Source organism: Klebsiella sp. CN_Kp075 (assembly GCF_040065055.2).
Taxonomy (GTDB): domain Bacteria; phylum Pseudomonadota; class Gammaproteobacteria; order Enterobacterales; family Enterobacteriaceae; genus Klebsiella; species Klebsiella aerogenes.
Genome location: NZ_CM198050.1, coordinates 267200 through 281650 on the forward strand (window position 1 = coordinate 267200; position 14451 = coordinate 281650).

Consider the following 14451-nt stretch of genomic DNA (forward strand, 5'->3'; position numbering starts at 1 on the left):
GGCCTGCCTTTAATTAACTCACCATGATGGCTGACACTACTGGTGCTGGCGATCTCAAAATCCCCCGGTGGCGCTGCCGCTTACCGGGGCTACAGCACGATGCGATTTGGTAGCCCGGAGAAGGCGCAACGCGCCGCGTCCGGGAAAAACCCTTAAAAAGTTGCAAACCGATAACAGTATCTACTTAATAAGGCCTAATGAGGCCAACTATTCTGAAAGAAATCATTCTCTAATAGATAGCTTAAGTTTTCAGCCTGCCATGGGCAACCGAGGCATTTGCCGGGCATTTCAACTTCAATGGGCGCGATCGGATTGGTATATATGAGCGCGAACTTTCGCCAGAGAACGTTGCGCATTTTAATTTCGCGTATATCAGTATAAGGGATGCGCTGGTAATTATCTTTGTAATCATAAAACAATGAAAGATTGAGCTGGACTATTTGTGTATCGGCGAAGTACAGCACCGCTGGCTTCGAACGAATAAGACCATGAACATATTTCCGTTCATCAATGGTTTCATTTGGCAATAATTCGCTCAGTATCTGGAGCAAGTTATCCCTTTTAAACCCATTATTCATAATAATTCCTTTTATATTATTCGCCGCATGATTACGTATAAATATGAACGTAGTTTGCCATTTTTATGAGGTGAGGCCTGACGCGCTGTAATGTACTCTAGCATAATAAGGCGGGGAAAAAGTGTGGTGGGGAGAAAACTGAGAATTATGCTTGCTCTACTACAGACATATTATAAATATATATTAAAGCCAGCTTTTCATTTGTTCTCTAGATTAAAATAATGGCGGCCGTTGCCGCCTTTTATTCTCGCCCCGGCGGTTGTCGCCGGGGCGGCTAACGGGTTACTCGGCGCTGGCTGGGGTATTTATCATCCGGTTCAGCCACGGCACCATAAAGGCCATCACCACCGTCACCGCCAGGGTCACGAGGCCAATTTTACTGAACACGTTGGTGTAGATCGGTAGCGTCTGCAGCGGGTCGGTTATATTTTCCGGTACCGCGGTGAAGGTCGCGACATAGCCGCCCATCAGGAACGCGGCGGCCTGGGTCAGGAACCACATCCCCAGAATAAAGCCCATCAGCCGCTGCGGCACCAGCGCGGCGACCATCGCCAGTCCAAGGGCGCTAATCAGCAGTTCGCCGAGACTCTGGAACAGATAAACCAGCACGATAAACCACGGCGAGGTCAGTCCCTGCGGGTCGGCAAACCACATCCCGGCCGCCGCGGCGGTCAGAAAGCCCAGCGCGCACAGGAACATGCCGAGAGTGAATTTCATCGGCATGGTCAGGTCTTTGCCTTTGTTGCCAAGACGGGTGTAGATAGCCGCCAGTACCGGGCTGGCGACCACCACCCAGAACGGATTCAACGCCTGGAAACTCACCGGGTTAATCGTCATGCCGAGAATGTCGTGATGCACGTTATTGATGGCGAAGAAGTTGAGCGAGGTCGGCATCTGGGCGTACAGGATATAAAACACCACCGCTTCGAGCATCAGGATGAAGGCGACGAACATCTTGTTGCGGCCGGTTTTATCGAGGCGAAAAGCTTCGCGGAAGAAGAAAATCGTCACCACGATGGACAGCACAATCAGCACCAGGTTGGCGATTTTAACGTTATGCATCAGCCAGGCGCAGAGGAAAATCATCACCACGGTGCCGACCAGCACGTACAGCAGATTACGGAAACTCAGCGGCTGGTGATCCGGGGTGGAACCGATATCTTTCACCATTCCGCGGCAGGCGAAGTAGACCAGTAGCGCGACGATAAGCCCGGCGCCGCACAGGTTGTAGGTTACCGCGTAGCCAAACTTATCGGCAATAACCGGCGCCAGCGACAGCGACAGCAGCGAACCGATGTTAATCGACATATAAAACAGGGTGAAGGCGCCGTCGAGACGGGCATCTTTAGGCGGATAGCATTTTGACAGTAGGCTCGCGGGATTGGCTTTAAACAGCCCGTTGCCGACGGCGATCGTGCCAAGCGCGATAAAGATAAGATCGGGTTTGAGCAGCGACAGGCCGGTCATAAAGTAGCCGATAGCCAGCACGACGGCGCCGAGCACCAGCGTGCGTTTGGTTCCCAGCAGATGGTCACCGACATAGCCGCCAATGGAAATGAGGCCGTAGACCAGCGCCGCGAAGGCGCCAAAGGTGATAAATGCCTGTTCCTGAGAGAAACCAAGCTGTTTAACAAAGAACACCGCCAGGATGCCCTGGACGCCGTAATAGCCAAAACGCTCCCATAACTCTACAAAAAAGATCATGAAGAACGGACGGGGTTGCTGCAGCAAGCCCGTAGGTGCAGTTGTTTTCATATTCCTTCGCCTTTTAGTGCTATCCCAAAAAGTATGAACGCGTCTGCCAAAACGCGCCGAAAAAGTCTGATGACCCATGATGATGCGGTCATTGGCTGAATGTATAGATTATTATATAGATATTATTTCTGATAAATGGTTGATCACACTAACCGATATTAATTATCTGGATTGATATCCTGATGTGGTCGGTGCGCTTCAGGCGGGATACAGCATAAAAACAAAAACGCCCGCAGGTGCGGGCGTTGGCTGGCGAGGAGAAGCGGATTATTCGTCTTCTTCGTCGCGCAACGGTACGATCAGCATATCAACGTGAACGGTGTTGATCAGCTGACGCGCGGAGGACATCAGCTTGCTCCAGAAGTCCTGATGGTGACCGCAGACCACCAGGTCCATATCGTATTTTTTGATCGCGTCGACCAGCACCTGGCCAAGATCGCCGCTGCCGCTCAGGGTTTCGGTAATCGGGTAGCCGGCGTTAGTGGAAAGCTCGGTCAGCGCGTGGTGCGTCTCTTCAGAGATGCGTTTCTGCATGTCGCCCAGATTGACATCGATAAGACCGGTGTAGAGGTCGGAGTAATTCACATCCACGTGAATCAGGGAAACTTTCGCATTGTAGGGGCGCGCCATAGAAACCGCTTTCTCTACCAGCACTTTGCTTTCCGGTGATAGGTCTACTGCAATAAGAATGTGTTTGTAAGCCATAGTGTTACTCCTTCCATAAGTTGTCGATGACCGTTGGACCAGACAGCCTGTGCTGCCGATTCGCCCGCGTCCTGCAAGCTAGATTCGCGGGGGGCTAAGCCTTTAAGGACTTAATTGTAGAAGATAATTTCTACAATATAGCGCCCCTCGCACTCCGTCAATGCACCTGGTTCACCGTTAGTTAAACAAATTATTCCGTCTTACGTATTGATAACGATTAACCTTGTGGTAAAAAAATTAACTGATCTCCTACACTATTTAATGAGCCGGTTGGATAAATAAACGTGACCGGTATCGCACTCTTTTACTGTACGGTGGGTTGGATGATATTGGGGAGCGGTAGTCCCGGAGGGATCTCCGTGGATGGGTCGCCGGGGAGGAAGTATGATCAGCACTGTTGCGCTGTTTTGGGCCCTGTGTATCGTTTGTGTGGTGAATATGGCACGCTACTTCTCATCGTTGCGTGCATTATTGGTTGTGCTACGTGGTTGCGATCCCTTGCTCTATCAATATGTTGATGGCGGAGGTTTTTTCACCTCGCATGGGCAGCCCAGTAAACAAATGCGGCTGGTTTGGTATATCTATGCCCAACGATATCGCGATCATCATGATGACGAGTTTATTCGTCGCTGTGAGCGTGTTCGCCGGCAGTTCATCCTGACCAGCGCGCTATGTGGTCTGGTACTGGTGAGTATGATTGCGCTGCTTATCTGGCATTGAGCTGCGCTGAATAGACGGCAAAAAAATGGGCCAGTTTCCTGACCCATTTTTCGCATGACTACTGCTTAGATAAGCTTCAGAGCCAGCCAGTACAGCACGCCTGACAGCAAAATCGCTGCCGGCAGGGTGAGAACCCATGCCATCAGGATGCTGGTGACGGTTTTCTTCTGCAGGCCGCCGCCATCAACGAGCATCGTCCCCGCAACCGAGGAGGAGAGCACGTGGGTGGTAGAAACAGGCATCCCGGTGTAGCTTGCAAGGCCGATAGACACCGCAGCGGTCATCTGTGCGGACATACCTTGCGCGTAGGTCATACCCTTCTTACCAATCTTCTCGCCGATAGTGGTCGCCACGCGGCGCCAGCCGATCATGGTGCCAATACCCAGCGCCAGCGCGACCGCCATAATGATCCAGATTGGCGCGTACTCGATGGTGCTCAGCATATCGGTTTTCAGTTTCTTCAGCAGGCGCTGGTCGTCAGAGCTCACATCCGGCAGTTTGGCCACTTTGTCGGTGGTGTCGGAGATGCAGAGCATAATACGACGCAGCTGGCCGCGCTGATCCACTGACAGCGAATCGTAGCTTTCCGTTCCGGTGAGCATTGTCTTCACGCGGTCAAGCGCGTTGATGGTGTTCGCCGGATGGCAGTGAAACTCGCCGTTGGCCGCGGTGTTGGTCTCCGGCGACGGAACCAGTTGATCAACGCCGGTGGCTTTCTTCAGCAGCTCAGGACGCTGTTGGAAGAAGGTTTCCACGTTGTTGACCGCATCGCGGGTACGAGTGATTTCGTAACCTGACGCGTTCATGTTGACCACGAAGCCCGCCGGCGCGACGCCAATCAGTACCAGCATGACCAGACCAATGCCTTTCTGCCCATCGTTGGCGCCGTGCGAGAACGACACGCCAATAGCGGACAGGATCAGCGCGATACGGGTCCAGAACGGCGGTTTTTTCTTACCGTCTTTCTTTTCGCGTTCCGCTGGGGTCAGGTGGATACGAGCACGTTTTTTGGTACCGCTCCAGTAACGACGCAGAATGAAAATCAGGCCGCCCGCTACCACCAGGCCAACGATCGGCGAGACGATAAGCGAGGCAAAAATGCCGATGACTTTCGGGATATTCAGCGCATCAACCACTGAAGTACCGGTCATCAGCGCATTGGTTAAACCAATACCGATGATGGCGCCAATCAGGGTGTGAGAACTGGAGGCCGGGAGGCCAAAATACCAGGTTCCGAGGTTCCAGATGATGGCCGCCAGCAGCATAGAGAACACCATGGCGAGGCCATGTGCGGAACCCATGTTAAGCAGCAGGTCCGTTGGCAGCATATGCACGATGGCATAGGCTACGCTGAGACCGCCCAGCAGAACGCCGAAAAAGTTGAAGAGTGCCGCCATCGCAACAGCAAGCTGCGACCGCATTGCGCGAGTGTAGATCACCGTTGCAACAGCGTTTGCGGTATCATGAAAACCGTTAATCGCTTCGTAAAACAGTACAAAAGCTAAAGCAAGCAATAATAATAGTCCGGTATGTAAATCCAGACCGGCAAATAAATGTAGCATAGGACGTTACGCCATTTTGAGGACATGAACGCGGCGCATTATCAGTGACTTTAGCGGCGCGGGCAAAGTGAAATATAGACTTTTTTTGATTTTCTTCCTGTTTGGGTTTTACCCGGTTGGGATTAATCCTATATCTTTCAAAGACGTAACTGAATGTTGTTTTTTTCGTGCTGGTGTGACCAGAGTGAAATATTTACAATTCCCGACAATTCGGGAATGAGGAAAGTTGAGTGGAAAGGTTTGATGCCATTGTAATCGGCGCCGGTGCGGCGGGAATGTTTTGTGCGGCGCAGGCGGGGCAGTTAGGCTGCCGGGTGCTGCTGCTCGATAATGGCAAAAAGCCGGGGCGCAAAATCCTGATGTCCGGCGGCGGCCGCTGCAACTTTACCAACATGTATGTCGAACCCGCGGCATATCTCAGCCAAAACCCGCATTTTTGCAAATCTGCGCTGGCGCGCTACACCCAGTGGGATTTTATAGAACTGGTCGGTAAATATGGCATTGCCTGGCATGAGAAAACGCTGGGCCAGCTGTTTTGTGATGATTCAGCGGAGCAAATCGTCAATCTGCTGCTGTCGGAATGTGAAAAGGGCGGCGTACAGATCCGTCTGCGCAGCGAAATTCTTAGCGTCGAGCGCGATGAACAAGGCTACCGGCTACAGGTTAACGGTGAAACGCTGGCGGCGAAGAAGCTGGTAATCGCCTCCGGCGGCCTGTCGATGCCGGGGCTCGGCGCGTCGCCGTTTGGCTACAAGGTAGCCGAGCAGTTTGGCCTGAAGGTATTGCCGACCCGCGCCGGGCTGGTGCCGTTTACCCTGCATAAACCGCTGCTTGAACAGCTGCAGGTGCTTTCCGGCGTTTCGGTTCCTGCTACCATTACCGCCGAGAACGGTACGCTGTTCCGCGAAAATTTGCTGTTTACCCATCGCGGCCTTTCCGGCCCGGCGGTGCTGCAGATTTCCAGCTACTGGCAGCCCGGCGAGTTTGTCACCGTCAACCTGCTGCCGGACTGCGATCTTGAGGCGTTCCTCAACGAGCAGCGAGGCGCTCATCCGAACCAAAGCCTGAAAAATACCCTCGCGATGCAGTTGCCGAAGCGGCTGGTCGAATGTTTACAGCAGCTTGGGCAAATTCCGGACGTGACGCTCAAGCAGTTGAACGTTCGCGATCAGCAGGCACTGGTGGAGACGCTAACCGCGTGGCGCGTGCAGCCGAACGGCACTGAAGGTTATCGTACTGCGGAAGTGACGCTCGGCGGCGTGGATACCAATGAGCTTTCGTCACGCACCATGGAGGCGCGCAAAGCGCCGGGGCTTTACTTTATCGGTGAAGTGATGGACGTCACCGGTTGGCTCGGCGGCTATAACTTCCAGTGGGCGTGGTCAAGCGCCTGGGCCTGCGCGCAGGCATTGGCGGAAATTTAATCCGAGAGCCCGGGCACCCTGGCGCCCGGGCTGTTTCGATCAGTTCAGCCCAAGAAAATACTGGGCGATTTTGAAATAGATAATCAGCCCGGTGCCATCAATCAGCGTGGCGATAAACGGCGCGGAAACCACCGCCGGGTCGATACCGATCCGCTTAAGCAACATCGGAATAACCGAAGACACCACCGCGCTCCACAGAGTAATGCAGACCAGCGTCAGGCTGACGATCAGCGTGATTTCCATGCCAATCCCCATCATCCAGGCGCGCAGGCAGCCCGCCAGACCCAGGGTCAGGGCAATCAGAAACGAGGTCGACACCTCTTTGCGGATAACCCGTCCCATGTCACGTAAGCGGACTTCACCCAACGCCATCGAACGCACCAGCGTTGAGGTTATCTGAGTTCCGCTGTTGCCGCCGGTACCGATCAGTAACGGGATGAAGAAGGCCAGCGCGATGGCAGATTCCAGCGCCTCTTCAAAATGCTGCAGCACGCTGCTGGTGTAGGCTTCGGCAACAAATAACAGTAGCAGCCAGACCGAGCGTTTCTTCCACAGCGTCCACGGACTGATTTCCAGATACGGTTTTTCCAGCGGTAGCGTCGCCCCTTGCAGCTGGGCGTCTTCGGTGACGTCATCCTCCAGCAGATGGGCTATCTCCTTTTCCATCAGGCAGCCGACCAGCTCGCCTTTATCGACAACCGGCACCAGATCGAGGCCGCGCTCGGTGAGTTCGGCAATGACCTGAGGGCGCTCATCGTCGGGTTTAACGCGGAACAGACAGCTGTCCATCAGGTAGCGAATAGACTGGCCTACCTCTGCCTCCTGCAATAGTTTTTTGACTGATAAGCTGCCGCGCAGCTTGTTACCGGCGACGACAAATACCTGGCCGGGGATATCGTCGCTGGCGAGCTGCGAGATAAAGTGTTCACGCGCCTCATGGACGCTGAAATGTTCCTGCAACGTAATAAAATCGGTACGCATGTACTGGGCGATCGCATCGCCGTCGAAGCCAGAGGTCGCCTGATGCGCGGCGCAGAGTTGAATGGAAGACATGATTAAAATCCCTATAAAAAATCACTCATAGGGGCGAACAAGACAGGGTTAGCGCAGGCAGATCCCTACGTCCTGGTTTTAGCACTGCATAACGTATCTGAACGGTTATGACCGCCAGAAGTTACCTTGGCAACACCTTGATTCGATGGAAGCCTGTATTTCCCTGAGTGGTCTCTCTCGATACCAACAGGGCGGTAACTTGTATTTATGCAGGAGCCTCGCCATAACGAGATCGTTAAATGAGGCGCCATTATTGGCGAACAGGGATAATTCACAAAGCGTATAGTTTATGTGGTTTATCAACTGTTGATAAACCACATAAATCATTCTCAATTTTTTATGGATTGAGCGGCTTCATTTTCAAGGTTTTGATCATCCGCTAAACACTGCAAATGCCCATGCCGCACGCCGCGCTGGGCAATCACCTCGTCGGCAAAATGCTGTACTTCGTCCATGTTGCCTTTTAGCACCGCGATCTCCAGACAGTCATCATGATTGATGTGGACATGTAACGTGGCGACCGAGAGATCGTGATGCTGATGCGAAGAGGCGACCAGCCGGCTCGCCAGTTCGCGTTTTTCATGCTCATACACGTACGACAGGACCGCATAGCCGCGCTGCGTCGGCTGCTGTAGCGGATTGTGGTGAAGCGCGTCACGCAGAATATCGCGCACCGCTTCCGAGCGGTTGTAGTACCCGCGGTGGGCGCTGTGCGCGTCGAGCGCGGCCAGCAGGTCATCATCCAGAGTCAGGGTTACGCGCTGCATGGCATGGCCTCGTTAAGCAGAGTGTGGGGAAAGGGCGGGAGCACCGCGCGCTGTAGCGCCTGTCCGGCAGCGGATGTAAGGCGCAGCGGCAGACTAACCGTTGCCGTTTCGACGATACGTCCGCTATCCATCACCAGCACCCGCTGGCAAAAACGCTCCACCAGCCGCAGGTCGTGGGTGATAAACAGGCAGGCGGTGGCGAACTGCGCCTGCAGGCGTTTGAGCAGGGCGATAATTTCCGCCTGAAGCATCAGATCGAGATTCGATACCGCTTCGTCGAGAATTAATAGCTGCGGCCGGACCACCAGCGCCCGCGCCAGGCACACGCGCTGCAGCTGTCCGCCGCTGAGCTGCGCCGGACGCTTGTCGAGCAGCGCCGGGGCGAGGTCAACCGCCAGCAGCATCTCCTCCACCCGCTGCGTACGCTCATCGCGCGATAAACTAAACAGGTGCCGCAGCGGCTCGTTGATAATCTCGCGCACCGTTTTGCGCGGATTCACCGCGCTAATGGCATCCTGAAACACCAACTGAATATCGCGGCGAAAGGCGCCGATCGCCTCCCCCTTCAGGGAGGTCAGCGACGCGCCGCGCCAGGCGACCTCGCCATACCGCGGCGTTTCGAGACCGACCAGCATCCGCGCCAGGGTACTTTTACCGCAGCCGCTGCGCCCGAGCAGCGCCATCGTTTCACCGGAGGCGATGTCGAACTGGATATCGCGCAATACCGGGCCATGATGGGGGTAATCGTGGCTCACTGCGTTTACGCTGAGTAAATTCATGGTGTTTTCTCCAGGCCATACAGCGCCAGATGGGCGGCCAGCAGGCGCTGGCTGAGCGGGTGCTGCGGGGCGCTAAATAGCGTGTTAACGTCGCAGCGTTCAACAAGACGACCGTTTTCCATCACCGCCACGTCATGTGCCAGCCGGGCGACAACGCCCATATCATGGGTCACCAGTAGCAGTCCCTGCCCGCGATTGGCGACGATATCCGCCAGCAGGTTGAGAATGCGCGCCTGGGCGACGGCATCAAGGTCGGTGGTCGGTTCATCGGCGATAATAAACGGCGCGCGGCTGAGCAGGGCCAGGGCCACCATCATCCGCTGCAGCATGCCGCCGCTCATCTCGAAGGGATAACGCTTAAGTAGCGAGAGAGGATTTTCCAGTCCCACTTCTTCCATCGTTGCCAGCAGGGCGGCGTTATTGACTTCGTAACCCGTCGCCCGACAGGTTTCCCGCGCATGCGCCGCCATGGTGTGCAGCGGATTAAAGGCGCTGCGCGGATTTTGCATAATGGTGGCGATGGTCGCGCCGCGCAGCTGTTCGCCGTACACCGGGATACCGTCGAGCAGCACCCGGCCCGCGGTTTGCCTGACGCCAGGCGGTAAAATACCGAGCGTGGCGGCGCAGGTCAGCGATTTACCGCTGCCGCTACTGCCGAGCAGCGCCAGCACCTGACCGCGGCGCAGGGTAAGGGAAACGTCGCTGACCAGCGGACGGTCGGCGACGAGCGAAAGTTGTTCCAGTTGGATCTTTTGCGGCATCAGTGGTTATGCTCCGCGATCAGCTGAGGATCGAGACGATCGCGCAGCGCGTCGCCCACCAGATTAAAAGCCATCACGCTGATAAACAGCGCCAGTCCGGGCCAGACCATTTGCAGCGGCTGCGTCCAGATGTACTGGCGGGCGTCGTTGATCATCACCCCCCATTCCGCCGTTGGCGCGCTGACGCCGAGGCCGAGGAACGACATCCCGGCTACGTGGAGCATCATATGACCGATATCCAGCGAGGCGAGCACCAGCAGCGAAGGGAGCACCGCGCCGGCCAGATGGTCACGGAACAAGGGCCAATGTCCCGCGCCGCTCAGGCGCGCGGCGAGAATAAATTCGCGCTGGCGCAGAGAGACCACCAGGTTACGCACCATCCTTGCGTACCAGGCCCAGTGCGACAGCGCAATGGCGATAATCACGTTGCTAAGACCGGTACCGAGTACGCCGACCATAAAGAACGAAAGTATTGATGTCGGGAAGGTCATAAATAGCTCGGCCAGGCGCATCAGGCCGCGATCGACGCGGCCGCCCACCATCCCGGCGCTGCCGCCGACCGTAAGGCCTATCAGCAGCACCAGCAGCAGGCAGGCCATCACCGCGCCCAGCGAGACGCGGGTGGCGGCGAGAAGGCGCGAGAAAATATCCCGGCCGAGATGATCGGTGCCGAGCCAGTGGGCCTCGCCTGGAGAGAGCAGACGTTGATGGAGATCGATGGCCGCCGGGTCATAGGGCAGCCACCAGCCGCTGCTCATGGCGATTGCCGCCAACAGCGCAATAATGAGTAGCGCCAGTTTTACCGGCCAGCGGAAGGTTGCGAACAGCGTCATACGGCGGCCTCCTCATGGCGGCGCAGGCGCGGATCGAGCGCGGCGTTAAGCAGGTCGACCGCCAGATTGGCCAGCACGAACACCGCCACCATCATCAGGGTAAAGCATTGGATCACCGGGTAGTCGCGATTGAAAATCGCGGAAACCGCATAGCGACCGACGCCGGGCCAGGCGAAGATATTTTCGATGATCATCGTGCCGCCAATCAGCTCGCCGATGTGCATACCCAGCGCCGTCACCACCGGCAAGGTCGCGTTACGCAGCACGTGTCGCCGCTCAATCTGACCTTCGCTCAGCCCGCGCAGACGCGCCCAGACCACGTGGCGCTGGCTGGACACTTCCAGCATGCTGGCGCGCAGCAGACGGGCATTGATCGCCAGCGACATCAGGGCGATGGAAAACGCCGGCAGCAGCAGATGTCGCCAGCCGCCGTAGCCCATCGCCGGTAGCCAGCGCAGATGGACGGAAAAGAGCATCACCAGCAAAAAGGCCAGCCAGAAGTTGGGCATTGAGACGCCGAGGAAGGCAATCAATCGTACGGCGAAATCGGGTAAGCGGTCGCGATGGCGCGCGGCCCAGATCCCCAGCGGCAGCGAGGTCAGCAGAATAATCACCAGCGCCGCGCCGGTGAGCTGCAGCGTCGCCGGCAGAAAATGCAGCAGGTCGTCCAGCACCGGGCGCTGGCTGGCGTAGGAGACGCCGAAATCGAGATGTAGCGCGCGCCACAGCCAGTGTAGATACTGCCGCGCCAGCGGCTGATTGAGCCCGAGCTGCTCGCGGGTAGCGGCAATCATTTCGCTGGTGGGCGGCACGTTGGAGAGACGCAGATAGTCCAGCGCCGGGTCGCCGGCGCCAAGACGTAACAACAGGAAGATGATCGCCGAGGCGGCAAGCAGCATCAGCGGCAGCGGGAGCAGGCGGCGAAGAAGATATTTCAGCATCATGGCGCCACCGGCGTAATCAGCTCTAACGGCAGATCGGTGGTCACCGGCGCGAAGGGCACTTCGCCCAGCGTTTTGCGGGCGACGGACATCAGCGAGACGTAGCTTATCGGCAGATAGACCGCTTCGTTGTGCAGACGGGTGAGGATATCGCGATACAGTTCGCGACGGCGGCTCTCGTCGGTGGTGGTCAGGACCTCTCCTATCTCTTGATCAATCATTGCCTTATCCGGCAGGCCACGCTGCGCCTGATAGTCGGCGTGCGAAGGGACGCGCATCGAACTCATAAACGCGTGCGGGTCGAACGGCGCTCCCCAGGTATGGTTGAAGATCATCGTGAAGCGGCCATCGTGCTGGCGGGCATAGATACTGCTCTCCTCTTCGCCGACCAGCCCGACATCGATACCTACCTGGCGCAGGTCGGCCTGGATGATTTCCGCCATCGACTTAGCCAGCGCATCGGTGCCGATAAAAGCCAGTTCAAGTCGCAACGGGCGCCCGTCTTTTTCACGAATATCCTTGCCGGGCGTTAGCGTCCAGCCGGCGTTTTCCAGTAGCGTACGGGCCTTATCCGGATTGAAGCGGCGCGCCAGCAGGTTATCCGGCGCGTAAGGTACCGAGGGCGCGAAAAGCGTATCGGCGACCTGCTGAGTGCCGTACAGCACGCCGTCAATGAGCGACTGTTTATTGACGCCATAGTTAAGCGCCTCGCGTACCGCCAGTTCATTCGTTGGCGCTTGCAGCGTATTGAGCGCCAGCATCACGGTTTGCGTCGGGGCGGAAAGACGCGTGCGATACTCGTCCTGCTGGCGAAAACGGGCGAACGTATCCAGCGGTAGTAGCCCTTCATCACCGTACAGCAGATCAACTTCACCGGTTTCAAAGGCGACCGCCCGGCTGGTGGCGTCGGGGATCACTTTCACGGTGACTTTCTCAAGCGCCGGTTTTTTGCCCCAGTAGCGCGGGTTGCGTACCAGCACATCCTGCTGATTAAGCTGCGAACTGGACAGCATCCACGGACCGGTGCCGATGGGCGCTTTGATGCCTCGCTGCGTACTACCGTCAACAAACTGCGAGGGGGCGATAAAACGAAACGGGCGGGGAAGGGCGAGTTCCTGCAGGAACGGGTAGTAGGCGCTTTTCAGGGTGATTTGTAGTTCGTTATCGCTGAGCGCTTGAACGTCCGTTATTTGATTGGTCAACTCCAGCCAGGCGTGCCGCTGGCGGTTGGCCAGCACCGCCTGAAAATTGGCCACCGCGGCCTGGGCGTTAAAAGGTTCGCCGTTGGAGAAGTAGACATCATCACGTAGGGTGAAACGCCAGATTTTACCATCGGCTGAGTGGATCCAGCGGGTAGCCAGCCAGGGGGTAACCCGGCCATTAGCCTGATATTTGACTAGCGGCTCATACACCATACTTTGGGCGAACATTTGGTTCGGCGTATACAGATGTGGATTGAGAGGACCGACGTTAACCGGCCAGGCGATGGCGATTTCATGCATGGCGGCGGGCGCGAGCAGAGGAATGCAGGCGCAGAGCGCCAGCAAGGTGGTGCGGAAAATAGACAAGGTTTACATCCAGAAGGAACGAAAAGTATGACGATTTTAATAATTTGTCATACTTAAGGAGTAACCTGGATCAATATGTTGGGAGAAAACCATAACAAAATCATATGTAGCGTAAGGTTACGATTGTCTGAACAAATCCAGCAGGGTGGTGACCTGTTCATCGAGCGGCGCCAGGTCCCGCTTGACTATCAAATGCAGCGGCGTGGCGCGGCGGGCGCCATGGCTCAGCGGCAGCGCTTTCAGCACGCCCTGTTCCAGGTGTGCGCGTATCCGCTCCTCCGGCAACCAGCCGAATCCCACCTGATACAGCACCGCATCTATAGCGGCATCAATAGTAGAAAAGGTCCAGGCATCGCGGGTGGATGAGGCGTCGCCGCTACGGTCGGCAATGCGGATCAGCGGCCAGGGGGCCAGCGCGTTGTCGTCCAGCAATTCATCCGATTGCGACAGCGGATGGTCGCGATGGGCGACCGCGATAAAGTCGATATTCATCAGCCATTCGCCGCGTCCGGTAATATCCTGGCGACGGGTTAAGACCATCACGTCGGCCTCGCTGCGGGCGGCGCTTGCCTCATCGACGTTTTCCAGCACTTCGGTCAGCCGAACCTGAGTTTGCGGGTAGCGTTGCTGAAACTGACGCAGAATGGCGAACAGCCGCTGGCGGGGAAAAATGCTGTCGACGACCAGATCCAGACGGGTGCGCGCGCCGTTGCGCAGCGTCGCGGCGTGGGTCTCAACCCACGAAAAGGCCTTCAGTAACGGTTTCACCTGATTGAGCAGCAGTTCGCCAGCGGGCGTTAGCACCGCTCGCCGTCCGGACGGCGCCAGCAGCGCCACTCCTAAACGTTCCTGCAGCAGCGCCAGGTTATAGCTCACCGAAGACTGGCTGCGGTTGGTCTCTTCCGCGGCTTTGGCAAAGCTGCCCAGCTCAATCACCTTTTCCAGCAGCGCCCATTGTTCCAGCGTGGTCTTGTGCATAATTCATCTAAAAATTGGATTGTTTTC

At 56.5% G+C, this 14451-nt stretch carries 14 protein-coding genes and 1 riboswitch; of the genes, 2 read left to right on the top strand and 12 right to left on the bottom strand.

The window, feature by feature from the left end; translation table 11 throughout:
- Positions 1-194: 194 nt before the first annotated feature.
- The 3 genes from ABLV78_RS01215 to uspA form a co-directional block, all read right to left on the bottom strand.
- Positions 195-578: a hypothetical protein gene (locus ABLV78_RS01215; protein ID WP_045397151.1), complete on the bottom strand. Its 384-nt coding sequence runs from the start codon at positions 576-578 to the stop codon at positions 195-197.
- 282 nt (positions 579-860) lie between these two features.
- Positions 861-2333, bottom strand: a complete 1473-nt coding sequence (gene dtpB / locus ABLV78_RS01220) for a dipeptide/tripeptide permease DtpB (protein WP_045397149.1) — start codon at positions 2331-2333, stop codon at positions 861-863.
- Between the two features lie 267 nt (positions 2334-2600).
- The gene (gene uspA, locus ABLV78_RS01225) at positions 2601-3038 is read right to left on the bottom strand and encodes a universal stress protein UspA (RefSeq protein ID WP_004145166.1); all 438 of its coding nucleotides are present in this window, start codon (positions 3036-3038) and stop codon (positions 2601-2603) included.
- Between the two features lie 384 nt (positions 3039-3422).
- On the opposite strand from uspA, the gene uspB reads away from it, so the two are divergent.
- The gene (gene uspB, locus ABLV78_RS01230; protein WP_015703743.1) at positions 3423-3758 is read left to right on the top strand and encodes a universal stress protein UspB; all 336 of its coding nucleotides are present in this window, start codon (positions 3423-3425) and stop codon (positions 3756-3758) included.
- Between the two features lie 65 nt (positions 3759-3823).
- On the opposite strand, the gene pitA is transcribed toward uspB, so the two are convergent.
- Positions 3824-5320, bottom strand: coding sequence for an inorganic phosphate transporter PitA (gene pitA, locus ABLV78_RS01235; RefSeq protein ID WP_045397146.1), 1497 nt, complete (start codon positions 5318-5320; stop codon positions 3824-3826).
- A gap of 230 nt (positions 5321-5550) precedes the next feature.
- Here pitA and ABLV78_RS01240 point away from each other — a divergent pair, with 230 nt between their 5' ends.
- Positions 5551-6744 (top strand): BaiN/RdsA family NAD(P)/FAD-dependent oxidoreductase, encoded by a 1194-nt coding sequence (locus ABLV78_RS01240; RefSeq protein WP_047047843.1) that lies wholly within the window; start codon positions 5551-5553, stop codon positions 6742-6744.
- Positions 6745-6783: 39 nt separating this feature from the next.
- On the opposite strand, the gene ABLV78_RS01245 is transcribed toward ABLV78_RS01240, so the two are convergent.
- The 8 genes from ABLV78_RS01245 to ABLV78_RS01280 form a co-directional block, all read right to left on the bottom strand.
- Positions 6784-7797, bottom strand: coding sequence for a magnesium transporter (locus ABLV78_RS01245; RefSeq protein WP_015369274.1), 1014 nt, complete (start codon positions 7795-7797; stop codon positions 6784-6786).
- Positions 7798-7853: 56 nt separating this feature from the next.
- A riboswitch (M-box (ykoK) riboswitch) is annotated at positions 7854-8035 on the bottom strand.
- 91 nt (positions 8036-8126) lie between these two features.
- Positions 8127-8564 (bottom strand): nickel-responsive transcriptional regulator NikR, encoded by a 438-nt coding sequence (gene nikR / locus ABLV78_RS01250; protein WP_047047846.1) that lies wholly within the window; start codon positions 8562-8564, stop codon positions 8127-8129.
- Positions 8552-9343: a nickel import ATP-binding protein NikE gene (nikE, locus tag ABLV78_RS01255; protein WP_047047848.1), complete on the bottom strand. Its 792-nt coding sequence runs from the start codon at positions 9341-9343 to the stop codon at positions 8552-8554. Before nikE ends, nikR begins: the two co-directional genes overlap by 13 nt.
- Positions 9340-10104 carry a nickel import ATP-binding protein NikD gene (locus ABLV78_RS01260; protein ID WP_047047851.1) on the bottom strand — a complete coding sequence of 255 codons (765 nt, stop codon included), beginning with the start codon at positions 10102-10104 and terminating at the stop codon, positions 9340-9342. The genes nikE and ABLV78_RS01260 overlap by 4 nt, the downstream gene beginning before the upstream one ends.
- The gene (gene nikC / locus ABLV78_RS01265; RefSeq protein WP_045397126.1) at positions 10104-10937 is read right to left on the bottom strand and encodes a nickel ABC transporter permease subunit NikC; all 834 of its coding nucleotides are present in this window, start codon (positions 10935-10937) and stop codon (positions 10104-10106) included. Before nikC ends, ABLV78_RS01260 begins: the two co-directional genes overlap by 1 nt.
- Positions 10934-11878 carry a nickel ABC transporter permease subunit NikB gene (gene nikB, locus ABLV78_RS01270; protein WP_047048056.1) on the bottom strand — a complete coding sequence of 315 codons (945 nt, stop codon included), beginning with the start codon at positions 11876-11878 and terminating at the stop codon, positions 10934-10936. Before nikB ends, nikC begins: the two co-directional genes overlap by 4 nt.
- Positions 11878-13446 (bottom strand): nickel ABC transporter substrate-binding protein, encoded by a 1569-nt coding sequence (nikA, locus tag ABLV78_RS01275; protein ID WP_047047854.1) that lies wholly within the window; start codon positions 13444-13446, stop codon positions 11878-11880. Before nikA ends, nikB begins: the two co-directional genes overlap by 1 nt.
- A 117-nt stretch (positions 13447-13563) precedes the next feature.
- Positions 13564-14424 (bottom strand): LysR family transcriptional regulator, encoded by an 861-nt coding sequence (locus tag ABLV78_RS01280; RefSeq protein ID WP_047047856.1) that lies wholly within the window; start codon positions 14422-14424, stop codon positions 13564-13566.
- Between the last annotated feature and the right edge of the window lie 27 nt (positions 14425-14451).

What these genes read in the sequence shown, in the direction of transcription:
- ABLV78_RS01215 (WP_045397151.1), bottom strand. Translation starts at nt 578, where the DNA reads ATGAATAATGGGTTTAAAAGGGATAACTTGCTCCAGATACTGAGCGAA.
- dtpB (WP_045397149.1), bottom strand. Translation starts at nt 2,333, where the DNA reads ATGAAAACAACTGCACCTACGGGCTTGCTGCAGCAACCCCGTCCGTTC.
- uspA (WP_004145166.1), bottom strand. Translation starts at nt 3,038, where the DNA reads ATGGCTTACAAACACATTCTTATTGCAGTAGACCTATCACCGGAAAGC.
- uspB (WP_015703743.1), top strand. Translation starts at nt 3,423, where the DNA reads ATGATCAGCACTGTTGCGCTGTTTTGGGCCCTGTGTATCGTTTGTGTG.
- pitA (WP_045397146.1), bottom strand. Translation starts at nt 5,320, where the DNA reads ATGCTACATTTATTTGCCGGTCTGGATTTACATACCGGACTATTATTA.
- ABLV78_RS01245 (WP_015369274.1), bottom strand. Translation starts at nt 7,797, where the DNA reads ATGTCTTCCATTCAACTCTGCGCCGCGCATCAGGCGACCTCTGGCTTC.
- nikR (WP_047047846.1), bottom strand. Translation starts at nt 8,564, where the DNA reads ATGCAGCGCGTAACCCTGACTCTGGATGATGACCTGCTGGCCGCGCTC.
- nikE (WP_047047848.1), bottom strand. Translation starts at nt 9,343, where the DNA reads ATGAATTTACTCAGCGTAAACGCAGTGAGCCACGATTACCCCCATCAT.
- ABLV78_RS01260 (WP_047047851.1), bottom strand. Translation starts at nt 10,104, where the DNA reads ATGCCGCAAAAGATCCAACTGGAACAACTTTCGCTCGTCGCCGACCGT.
- nikC (WP_045397126.1), bottom strand. Translation starts at nt 10,937, where the DNA reads ATGACGCTGTTCGCAACCTTCCGCTGGCCGGTAAAACTGGCGCTACTC.
- nikB (WP_047048056.1), bottom strand. Translation starts at nt 11,878, where the DNA reads ATGCTGAAATATCTTCTTCGCCGCCTGCTCCCGCTGCCGCTGATGCTG.
- ABLV78_RS01280 (WP_047047856.1), bottom strand. Translation starts at nt 14,424, where the DNA reads ATGCACAAGACCACGCTGGAACAATGGGCGCTGCTGGAAAAGGTGATT.